Origin of the sequence: Flavobacterium sp. (assembly GCF_044357305.1) — a bacterium.
Taxonomy (GTDB): Bacteria; Bacteroidota; Bacteroidia; order Flavobacteriales; family Flavobacteriaceae; genus Flavobacterium.
This window is the reverse complement of sequence record NZ_JBIKPS010000022.1, coordinates 43,207-53,565: the sequence shown is the minus strand read 5'-3', so window position 1 is coordinate 53,565 and position 10,359 is coordinate 43,207. Positions and strand designations below refer to the sequence as shown.

Sequence of the window (10,359 nt, the reverse complement as noted above, 5' to 3'; positions counted from 1 at the left end):
AAGAAGCTTTACAAGTGAAAGTATACGATATGTTAGGAAAACTAGTGGACAACCAAATTATGGATGCTACTCAAGTAGAAGCATTTGAAATTGGAGCAAACTATCCTTCTGGCGTGTACAACGTGATTGTAAGCCAAGGCGATAATCTTAAAACCGTAAGGGTGATTAAGAGATAAATAATAAGAAATAGGTTTATTTTTAAAAAAGGTTGCCTATTTATTTAAAATAATAATTAAACTAAAAACAGCATCAAAAATCTTTTTGATGCTGTTTTATTTTTTGCAATCTACATTAAAAGACGTTAAATAATCATTCCGTCTTCCATAGTAATTATCCTATTAGTTCTATTAGCAAAATCTAGATCGTGGGTAACTATTAATAGGGTTTGATTAAAATCTAAAGTTAGTTGTTGAAAAATATCAAAAACCATGTCGCTATTTTTTTTATCTAAATTACCGGTTGGTTCATCCCCCATAATAATTAAAGGATTATTTATTAATGCTCTAGCAATTGCCACACGTTGTTTTTGTCCTCCACTCAACTGATTTGGCATTTTAAGTGCTTGTTCTTGCATATCTAAGGTGCGAAGATGCTCCATAGCATTGTGTTCCACTTCTTCGGTTGAGAATTTACCTAATTTAAGCCCTGGTAACATTACATTTTTCAATACGCTATATTCATTAAGTAAATAGTGAAATTGGAATACAAACCCAATGTTCTCATTTCTAATTTTAGCAAATTCTGGATCCGACTTTCCCGTTACTAATTGTTCGTGTATATACAATTTGCCTTCATAATCGGTATCCATAGTGGAAAGTAAATACAATAATGTAGATTTTCCGCAACCTGATTTTCCCACAATAGAAACAAACTCCCCATGATCAATGCTCATGTTGATTTCTTTCAATACTTGAAACTTGACAGGGTCGTAAAAGTATTTGGAAAGATTTTCGGTTTTTAAAACTATATTACTCATTTTTAGTCAAGTTATTTACCTCTAATTATTTCCACAGGATCTACTTTACTGGCTTTCAGGGCAGGTAATAATCCAGCAACAAATGTTGTCACTAGCGCAAATATAATCCCAATAACGTAATATATTATACTATAGTCGATAGGATAGGTTGTAATGGTTGGCAAAGCAGAAGTTTCAAATGGAATTAAATCAATGATATAGGAAAAAATAAAGCCAAATAACAAGCCAAATACTCCTCCTGTAATTCCTATTATCATAGATAAAAAGAGGAATATCCATTTCACGTCATCGCCCGAAAAACCAGTTGCTTTTAGTATGGCAATACTGTCCATTTTTTCAAAAATCATCATATTCAAAATATTATAGATGCCAAAACCCGCTACGATAAGTAATACAATACCTACAGAATAAGAAATAATACTTCGAACAGTGCTACCAGTTTCAAATTGCGAATTGGTGGTTTGGTAATCTATAGCATCCACATCAAATTTGGTGCTGAATTCTTTTGTTAAAACAGGAGCAGTTGTAATGTCATACAATTTTATTTGAATGTCTGTGATATAATTAGTTGGTTCTCCTAATAGTTTTTGAGCAGTATCTAAAGAAGAGTAGCTCATCACGTCATCAATTTCTGCAATACCAACCTGAGTAATTCCAACAATCTTTAAAGAAGCTAAATTTCCTTTGGAAGTGGTTATTTTTAAAATGTCACCAACCACCAAAAGCATCTTGTCTGCCAAACCTTTTCCGATGATGATGCTGTTGTTTTGATTCAAATCGGCAATTTTTCCTTCAATAATATAATCGCTTATAGCAAATAATTTTTCTTCTGCTAAAACGTCAATTCCGTTAATTACCCCAGAAATTTCAATGGTTCCTGAATTAAAGAAAACAGGTGTTGTAATTTTGGGCGCCACATCAATAATTCTTGGGTCTTTTTTTAGAAAATTAATTATTACTTTGCTATTGTAAATTGCTTTCCCGCGGTCTTTTGGTTTAACCGAATTTACAAAGTTCACACTGTTTTTGTACTCTGCAGCCAACGATATCGGTTGGTTTTCAGATGGTTTTATTTCATTATACAAACGAACATGGGGTGTTCTATTAAGCATCAAACCATCTAATAAATTATTCAATCCGTGCATAAAACTCACCAATGCAATAAACATCGCAATACCAAAGGTTACCCCAACGGCGGCAACAATACTTTGTTTTAGTCGTGCTCGAAGCAAGTGAAAAGCAATATTAAATAGGAGTTTACTATCCATTATTTTGGGCGATAAATAGATTCGGTTGCTTGTAATCCATCCAGAATTTCTACATTTTGGTAATCACTTAATCCAATTTTTACTTTGCGTTTTTCGTCTTTATTAACCAAAACATATTGATTATCTATTAAATAACTTTTAGGAATGGTGATCACCTCTTTTTTAATTTGGATGATAATATTTGCTTCTGCAGTAAGATTAGGATATAATTTAGCTGGAGTAGTTACAAAATGGGCTTCTATTTTGAATGTTCTGGAACGCTCGCCCATAATTGGATAAATTTTATCTACAATAGCATCAAAAACTTTCCCTTTGTAACTATCGAGAGTAACCACAATTTTTTGTCCAAGACTTACTCGAACCATATCGTTTTCATCTACATCCAATTCTAGTAAATAAGCATTCTTTTTCCCTATGATTGCCAATGGGGTTTGTGGCGTAATAAGAGTTCCGTCTTTAACTAAAACATCAAAAAGGGAACCAGTAAAGGCACTTTTAATAGTGTAATCTCCTTGCGATTTTTCACTAATTTTAAGATTGTTGTTGTTTCGATTTTGATCGTTTTGCAATTGGATTTTCAATTGGGACAACTGTTTCAAAGCCGATTCGTAATTGGATTTGGAATTTTTATAAGACAATACTACTTTTTCATATTCTACTTCCGAAATGATATTGTATTGCTTGATGTTTTTATTTCGATTATAAACCGATTGGTCCAAGGCCAATTTATCTTTGGCTGCTTGCACTTTAGTTTCCATATCGGAAATTTTATCCTGAATGTAACGACTGTTTTCTTGACTTAGTTGGAAAGCCAAACGCGCATTTTCAGTAGTTAATGCTGCTTTATCGCTATCAATTTGAAACAAAGGTTGCCCTAGAGTTATAGATTGTCCCACAACAACGTTTGTTTGTTGTAGAACACCACTAACGGTTGAAAAAACGGTGTATTGGTCTTCGGCTTTGATAACTCCTGATGCATAAACACTCTCTGTGATGTTTCCCTTGGTAGGTTGAATTTCTCCAGAGTCTTTGTTGGAGCAAGAAGTAAAAGAAAAAGTAAGGACTGTAAATATAATGAAAGAATAGCGCATGAGCTTTATATTAGGATACCAACTCAAATGTACGAAAAATTTACTTAGCAATCCATTGAAAATGTTTTTAATAGTAAGGAACTAATCCAAGCTAAAAATCGTTCAATTCCACTTTCCAATCCAAGTTTGGATTATAGGATAGTTGCCCGTTTTTAACTTCTAACGGGCAGTCAAAATTATTGGTATAAAGACCTCCAGTTCCGAGTCCTTGTGGCATAGAATTTTGTTGTAAAAAGGTCCATTGTGCGATGGCATTCAATCCGATATTACTTTCTAAAGCGGAGGTAATCCACCACCCAATTTGGTGTTTTTTAGCAAGGTCAATCCATTCTTTTGTGCCTCGAAAACCGCCTACAAAACTAGGCTTCAAAATGATGTATTGTGGTTTTATTTTTATCAAAAGAGCCTCTTTTTCGGCATACGAAAATACTCCAATTAGTTCTTCGTCGAGCGCAATAGGAATTGGGGTAGTTTTACATAGCTCTGCCATACTGTCAGTATGGTTTTTAGGAATAGGTTGTTCGATACTATGTAATTTATAACCAGATAATTGGTTTAATTTGTCTAAAGCATCGGACTCATCAAAAGCACCGTTTGCATCTACCCGAATTTCAATAGTGTCCGCATCAAAATTTTGTCGGATAAAGTGCAATAAATCGAGTTCTTTTTGGAAATCGATAGCACCTATTTTGAGTTTGATGCAATGAAAACCTTGGGCTAGTTTTTCTTCTATTTGTTGCTTCATAAACGCTGCTTCTCCCATCCAAACTAAGCCATTAATAACCATGTTTTTTTTGCCTTCAGTAAAGGCAGATGAAAACAATAAAAATGGGGTTTCGGATGCTAACGATTGGAAAGCCATTTCGACTCCAAATTGGATGGAAGGAAACTCTATTAAGGCTTCCCAAAGTTGGTCTTTTCCTAGGTGGATATTTTGGCAAGTCCATTGGATTTTTTCTTCATAATCTGGTCGATCATCGGCACTCAAACCTCGCAGAATTCCACATTCTCCAATGCCCTTTTTGCCATCCAGCTCTAAAACTAAAAACCAAGTTTCTTTTACATTCATAACTCCTCTGGAGGTTCCAGAAGGGCGTTTAAAATTTAGAAGGTATTTTTGATAGGAGGCTTTCATTTGTGGAGAAGATAGAGAATAGAATATAGAGAATAGAATATAGAAAATAGAATATAGAAAATAGACTGGAAGCTATTCTAAAATGCGAAGGATTTTTTTCAAATTAGCATCGGGTAAATGGCATTTGCTAAATAGCGCAAAGTCTTTATTGGTTTGTTGTATCCAAGAAATATTCGGATTGATGAATTGGTCTTTGTATTTCTTGTGAATGTCTTTGGCTTCCGATAAGCGGTCGGTGAAGGTATATAGGTGGGCTAATTGTAATTGCAAATTAATATCCGTCGCATCTTTAGCAATAGCCTCATTCAAAACTTTTTCGGCTTTGTCGAATTGTTTGGATAAGATGTAATAGTTTGCTAGGGTTGCATAATCTATCGATTCGGCTCTGTTTTTACTTATCAGTTCCGATTGTATGATGGTGATGGCATCGTCAAATTTACCTTGGTTGATGGCTGCATTGGCTCGGTCTCTAAAAAGGCCGAAGTATTTTTTCTCTTCCCCAGTTTTTTTCAAAGCCTCTTCCGTAACCGATTCAATACTAGTACTTCTTTCAATTGGAATAAGATTGATGAATTCTTTATAGGTATATTTTTGGGATAATTTATCCAGAAAAGCAGCAGAAAAAGAATCTTTATTGGTCAATAAAGCATAGACTTTTAAGGTTTTGCTTAAAGTGATGATTTCATTTTTGGTATCCGAATTCCAACCACGGCTTGCTTTGGTATCTACCCATGGCACGACTTCTAAAATTACTTTTTCGCTCATTACCCAATTGTCACTTTGAATTGCAAAATACAAGTTTTGCGTTTTCAATGTCATGCAATCGGAACCTTTCATTTTTAAAATTCGGGCTTCTTTGTTTATGGGCGTGTCTTGCACCAAACAAGCATTGGTAGTTTTACCAGAGGTAAGAAAAGCATCGGAAATTTTAGAGTCTGTGAAAATAGCGTATTTGCATTTGTCGTCTCCCGAAATGGTGGAGGCTAAAAATACGGCTCCTGCGGCTCCTTGGCTTATTCCTGTTGGATCGGGAATGGCTTTTAATACGGAAACTAAACTAGAAGATAGTTTTTGATTGTCGTCTAGCAGGGTGATTCTGTACACTACTTCGGTGGTTCCTTCGGGGAAGTCGGCAGTTTTAACTACTTTCTTCTCTCCTGCGCGGAGGCTTATGGTTTCGTTGGTAGTTCTTATGTTGTCCCAATAGCCGTCTTTGGATTGTGCTGTTGCTAGTGCAACCGACATAAGTGGTAGTATAAAATAGATTTTCTTAAGCATTTTAATTTTATTCAATACGATTATTAATTAGCCCCGGGTGAAGTGGAAATCCTGGCCTTGCGAAACGAAATTTCTGGTGGAATTGTTTCGTTATTCGCAAGGACAGATTGTAACGGTAAACGGGAATGACGTTTACTGCAAAGCCCATGCCATTCGCTCCTAAAGATCTATACTTTGACCAATTTCGAGCAACATTAGGTCTTTTCCAGCATCAAAGAATTTCTTTTTGGCTTGGTCGTGGTTAATTTCTATGTAGCCAAAGGTGTCGTAGTGCACGCCCAGCACTTTATCGCATGCCACAAAATCGGCTGCAATAATAGCATCTTCAACATCCATTGTGAAATTGTTGCCGATGGAAAGTATGGCCAAATCGAGTTTGGTGCGCATGGGAATGAGTTTCATGTCCATGGTAAGTGCCGTATCGCCTGAGATGTAGATGTTTTTGTGTTCGCCTTCGATGACAAAACCGGCAGGATTACCTCCGTAAGTACCGTCGGGAAAGGAACTAGAATGTATGGCGCAGACCATCTTTACTTTTCCGAAATCAAACTGCCAACTACCGCCATGGTTCATTGGGTGGTATTTTAGACCTTTGTTGCCGAAATGTACCGCTACCTCGTAATTGGAAACAATTGTAGCATTGGTGCGTATTGCGATGGCTTCGGCATCGAGAATATGGTCGCTGTGTGCGTGGGTTAGCAAGATATAATCTGCGGCAATCGTGTTAATATCAATATGGCTGGCTTTGGGATTTCCAGTGATAAACGGATCTACCAAAATGTGTTTGCCGCTTATTTCAATGCCAATGCAGGCGTGCCCGTAGAAGGTTATTTTCATGGCCAATTAGTGTAATAAATGATTAAATCGGAGATAAAATAGATTAGCGAAAGCGACAATAATATGGATAATAAAAAGGTGCTTAACGCTAATTTTTTCAATTCGGGATCCAATAGTTTTGGTTCTTTGTTTTTGGCTACTCGCACTAAATGCGCAATAATTGGGATGTAGGCAATTAGGAAGAAATAGATGTCAAAATTGAAGGTTTCCGGACTTGGATCACGGTAACTAAAATCGAAAATTAGTGCAAAAACCAACATCAAAACCATTGCAGAAACGATTAGAAAGAAATGGTATTTTTTTGCCCAAGCACCACCATTTTTAACTACGATGGTATTTTTATTGGATTTTCTATCGGATTCTTCGTCGCGCATGTTGTTTAAATTCAACACACCAACGCTTAGAAAACCAATTGCAGTTGCAGGAAGAAATAACAGCCAATCTACTTGTTTGGAAAACATAAAGTAGGTTCCGAAGGTGCTTACAATTCCGAAGAAAATAAAAACAAAAACATCGCCATAACCTCGGTAACCATAGGGGTTTTTGCCTACGGTGTAACGAATTGCAGATGCAATTGCTAGGATTCCTAAAACAAAGAAAATGATAGAATAGTATAAATATTTTCCTTTAAAAGAAAAATAAATGAGCAACATGGCAGAAACTAAGGTTAGAAATGCTGTAATAAAAATGGCAAAACGCATGGCTGCCGGGGTAATCTTTCCGCTCTGAATAGATCGCATTGGGCCCACGCGATCTTCGTTATCGGTGCCTTTCATGCCGTCGCCATAATCGTTGGCAAAATTGGAAAGAATTTGCAAACCAAGTGTGGTTGATAAAGCAAAAATTACAATTTTCCAATTGAAAATTCCTTGCGACATGGCGTAAAAACTACCTACTAAAATTCCGGAAACCGAAAGGGGTAGGGTGCGTACTCGTGCGGCTTCAATCCAGTGTTTCATTTTTTATTTTAAATTTTAGATTTTTTATTTTATATATATACTATCAGGTACTAAACATATTACTAAATCCAGTTGCTGTCTGACGTTTCTATTTCGTAGAGCCAGAGGTTAACGTATTCTTGAATTTTATTGTATTTTCCTAAGTTAAAAGTTAAACTTCCTCCTGCTGTGTGCAAAGTTAACGAACCTATATTTAGGTTTTTATGCCAAAACAATTGTGATGTTGTGATGGCTTGTATTTTCTTGATTTCAATAATTTCGTTTTCAACATCCCAAGAGCCACTTTGCTTAATAATATAATTATTATTGATGAATAATCGGTAATTTCTAAATCCAAAAAAATGAATTAATAGAAATAATATAGTGTAAAAAATTGCAAAATTGGTATATTGAAATAGCTTAACATAAATTGTATTACCAAAGATAAAAAAACCTGATAAAGGTAATACAATTGTTAGAAAGATTGAGAAAACTAATTTACGAAAATTTGGTTGCATCATCTCCCCTTTTGCGGGCAATTGTTTGAAGATTAATTTTAGAATTTCATCGCGTTCAAGAATATTACATCCTGGAATTTCAATTATAGCTTTTTTCTGCTGTTTTTCGTCGCTTATAGCTTGTTTTATTTTGATTTCGAGTACGTTTAATTTCTTTTGGAAATAATTTCTTGAAATGGTAACAATTTGAACTTTTTCGGGTTTTAAAATGGTACTTTCCGTATTGATTAATCCGTAAGATAATAATAAAGAACCTTTTTGTTTGGTCAAAGTATAATTAAAATATTTGAATATAGTTCTTCCAATGTTTATTGTAAAAATTATTGTAAACAAGACTAAAATAAAGAAAAATATGGCATAAAATGTAGGATAACTATCAATTACTTTTTCTATTTTGTCCTTGTCAATAATATCATCTTTGCCAATATTTTTAAGATTTTCAATTATTGTAAAAAAGAAAGTTAGAATTAAACCAATGCTTTGAACATAGTTGGAGGTAATTCCTACTTTAAGTAAACTTAAAATACTTATTTTCAAAAAAGGATTTGCTACCGATTCGTCTTCGGTTGCCAATTTAGTATCACTGGTTTCAGTTGATGCTTTTAAATTTTCATTGTTAAGTAATATAGATTTTAAAGCCAAAGCTAAATTGTGAGAGATGGCTTTGATATTGGCTTCTTTATTATCACTTCCTGCTGTGTCGACGCTCAATGAATATACCCCAATAAGTCTTTGAATTATATTTTGATGGATATTTACTTGTTGAATTTTGTTGAGCTGAATTGTTGTTTTGGTTTTCGTAATTATTCCGTCATTTACAATAAATTCATCATTGGCAACATCAATGTAAAAGGTAAAGTTCAAAAATCGCAAATAAGCAACCAATCCAATAATTGTAATTAATCCGATAATTCCGAATACAACTAAAAGTTTACTTAATCCATCTGATTTAAAAAACCAAATAAAAATAATAGGTAATAAAGCCTTAGCGAATTTCTGCAAAGAATCAACAAATAAAATCAAAATTCCGATAGAAGATTGTCTTTGAGGTTGATTGAAATTTACTTCCATTAAAGTTGTTTTTGGATTTTACCCATTAAGAGTTGTTTGATGTTTTCAGCTTCTTCTTTGGCAATACCTGGAATTTCAAGGTCACTATTATTTCCTCCAGCTGTAAAAATTTCTACTTTTGCCAATCCGAAAATTCTTGAAATAAATCCTTCATGTAATGCTACGTGTTGCACTCTATTGTAAGGAATTATCATTGTGTTTGTTGCGACAATGCCACTTCTGTAAATTACATCATGGTTTCTAAATGCAAATGCTTTTTTTTTAAATGCTAAGATAGAAAAAAACCAAATTAACCCTGAAATAACCATGGTTGCAATAGCCAACGAAATCCAAATTTTGTTGGAAATGTTTCCTTTATTTACAAAATAAAAAACAGCAAATGTTATAATTAAAATTGCAATTATTAATGCAACATTAATTAATGTTACTCTTTTGTATTTGGGATGCAATGCTGAGAGTTGCACTTCTTCATATCGAGGAAGTTGCTTGGTATCTAATGTTTGGTTGGTAAATCTTTCCATAAATTAAAATTGTATTCCTATTCCTACTGTGAATAAATGCAAATTAAAATTGGTTTTAACGGGTAAATACTTGTAATCGGTTTGGAAATAAAGGCTTTTGTCCATAAAAAGTCTAAAACCAGGATTAATAGATACACTATCGTAATTATATTTCACTGTATTTAGATTAGTAATAAAAGCGGGATCGCTAGGGTCAAAACTATTTATATAGGATTGTTGTATATTATATTTTGAAGTAAAAAAGGAGTATCCCAAATTGAAAAAGGGTTTAAATACTTTATTTACTTCTAAAACAATTCCAATATTTGGGTTTATCATTAACGAATTCTTTAAATCTAATTGATAGCCAATTTCTCTGGCTTTAAAATAGTCAAGCCCTAATCCGGCTTGGATGCTTAAATCGGCATTGCTGTAAAGATTGTATTTTGCATCTATTCCTGCAATACCATTGTAATTGTCACTTACAAAATTGTTGTTTCGTAAATTACCTATGTAATGAATTGAAACAGAATATTTATTTTCTTTATTGGAATTAGTCGCTTTTGGATCTTGTGAATAGAAATTAAAAGTAACTAAGAGAACTAAACTTAAAATTATTTTCTTTTTCATAAATAAAAAAATTAAAGATATTTATACAACAGACTATTTGAAAATACTGCAATTTGATTTTTTTGAGATTCCTACGGAATGACAAACTAGGTGTGAACTTAGCGCGAAAACGGAACA

General features: G+C 33.9%; 11 protein-coding genes. 1 reads left to right on the top strand and 10 read right to left on the bottom strand.

Going from position 1 to position 10,359, the window contains the following annotated elements:
- Positions 1-14 precede the first annotated feature (14 nt).
- Complete coding sequence (locus ACIQ2J_RS12145; RefSeq protein ID WP_396170170.1) at positions 15-176, top strand: T9SS type A sorting domain-containing protein; 162 nt, start codon at positions 15-17, stop codon at positions 174-176.
- Between the two features lie 125 nt (positions 177-301).
- On the opposite strand, the gene ACIQ2J_RS12140 is transcribed toward ACIQ2J_RS12145, so the two are convergent.
- From ACIQ2J_RS12140 to ACIQ2J_RS12095, 10 genes are all read right to left on the bottom strand, one after another.
- Positions 302-976 carry an ABC transporter ATP-binding protein gene (locus ACIQ2J_RS12140; protein WP_396170168.1) on the bottom strand — a complete coding sequence of 225 codons (675 nt, stop codon included), beginning with the start codon at positions 974-976 and terminating at the stop codon, positions 302-304.
- A gap of 11 nt (positions 977-987) precedes the next feature.
- Positions 988-2,244, bottom strand: a complete 1,257-nt coding sequence (locus ACIQ2J_RS12135) for an ABC transporter permease (protein ID WP_396170166.1) — start codon at positions 2,242-2,244, stop codon at positions 988-990.
- Positions 2,244-3,335 carry an efflux RND transporter periplasmic adaptor subunit gene (locus ACIQ2J_RS12130; protein ID WP_396170164.1) on the bottom strand — a complete coding sequence of 364 codons (1,092 nt, stop codon included), beginning with the start codon at positions 3,333-3,335 and terminating at the stop codon, positions 2,244-2,246. The genes ACIQ2J_RS12135 and ACIQ2J_RS12130 overlap by 1 nt, the downstream gene beginning before the upstream one ends.
- 91 nt (positions 3,336-3,426) lie before the next feature.
- Positions 3,427-4,470, bottom strand: a complete 1,044-nt coding sequence (locus ACIQ2J_RS12125; protein WP_396170162.1) for an o-succinylbenzoate synthase — start codon at positions 4,468-4,470, stop codon at positions 3,427-3,429.
- A gap of 72 nt (positions 4,471-4,542) precedes the next feature.
- Positions 4,543-5,748, bottom strand: coding sequence for a tetratricopeptide repeat protein (locus tag ACIQ2J_RS12120; RefSeq protein WP_396170160.1), 1,206 nt, complete (start codon positions 5,746-5,748; stop codon positions 4,543-4,545).
- Positions 5,749-5,907: 159 nt separating this feature from the next.
- A complete protein-coding gene (locus ACIQ2J_RS12115) occupies positions 5,908-6,585 on the bottom strand; it encodes a metal-dependent hydrolase (protein ID WP_396170158.1) in 678 nt (225 codons plus the stop codon).
- Positions 6,582-7,544 (bottom strand): 1,4-dihydroxy-2-naphthoate octaprenyltransferase, encoded by a 963-nt coding sequence (menA, locus tag ACIQ2J_RS12110; RefSeq protein WP_396170156.1) that lies wholly within the window; start codon positions 7,542-7,544, stop codon positions 6,582-6,584. The genes ACIQ2J_RS12115 and menA overlap by 4 nt, the downstream gene beginning before the upstream one ends.
- A 62-nt stretch (positions 7,545-7,606) precedes the next feature.
- Positions 7,607-9,112, bottom strand: a complete 1,506-nt coding sequence (locus tag ACIQ2J_RS12105; protein ID WP_396170154.1) for a PH domain-containing protein — start codon at positions 9,110-9,112, stop codon at positions 7,607-7,609.
- Entirely contained in the window at positions 9,112-9,633 is a 522-nt protein-coding gene (locus ACIQ2J_RS12100; protein ID WP_396170151.1) for a PH domain-containing protein, read from the bottom strand. Before ACIQ2J_RS12100 ends, ACIQ2J_RS12105 begins: the two co-directional genes overlap by 1 nt.
- Before the next feature lie 3 nt (positions 9,634-9,636).
- Entirely contained in the window at positions 9,637-10,242 is a 606-nt protein-coding gene (locus ACIQ2J_RS12095) for an outer membrane beta-barrel protein (RefSeq protein ID WP_396170149.1), read from the bottom strand.
- Between the last annotated feature and the right edge of the window lie 117 nt (positions 10,243-10,359).

Bases quoted from the DNA above. Each gene is read 5' to 3' on its own strand.
- ACIQ2J_RS12125 (WP_396170162.1), bottom strand. From the start codon at position 4,470: ATGAAAGCCTCCTATCAAAAATACCTTCTAAATTTTAAACGCCCTTCT.
- ACIQ2J_RS12105 (WP_396170154.1), bottom strand. From the start codon at position 9,112: ATGGAAGTAAATTTCAATCAACCTCAAAGACAATCTTCTATCGGAATT.
- ACIQ2J_RS12140 (WP_396170168.1), bottom strand. From the start codon at position 976: ATGAGTAATATAGTTTTAAAAACCGAAAATCTTTCCAAATACTTTTAC.
- ACIQ2J_RS12120 (WP_396170160.1), bottom strand. From the start codon at position 5,748: ATGCTTAAGAAAATCTATTTTATACTACCACTTATGTCGGTTGCACTA.
- ACIQ2J_RS12130 (WP_396170164.1), bottom strand. From the start codon at position 3,335: ATGCGCTATTCTTTCATTATATTTACAGTCCTTACTTTTTCTTTTACT.
- menA (WP_396170156.1), bottom strand. From the start codon at position 7,544: ATGAAACACTGGATTGAAGCCGCACGAGTACGCACCCTACCCCTTTCG.
- ACIQ2J_RS12100 (WP_396170151.1), bottom strand. From the start codon at position 9,633: ATGGAAAGATTTACCAACCAAACATTAGATACCAAGCAACTTCCTCGA.
- ACIQ2J_RS12115 (WP_396170158.1), bottom strand. From the start codon at position 6,585: ATGAAAATAACCTTCTACGGGCACGCCTGCATTGGCATTGAAATAAGC.
- ACIQ2J_RS12095 (WP_396170149.1), bottom strand. From the start codon at position 10,242: ATGAAAAAGAAAATAATTTTAAGTTTAGTTCTCTTAGTTACTTTTAAT.
- ACIQ2J_RS12135 (WP_396170166.1), bottom strand. From the start codon at position 2,244: ATGGATAGTAAACTCCTATTTAATATTGCTTTTCACTTGCTTCGAGCA.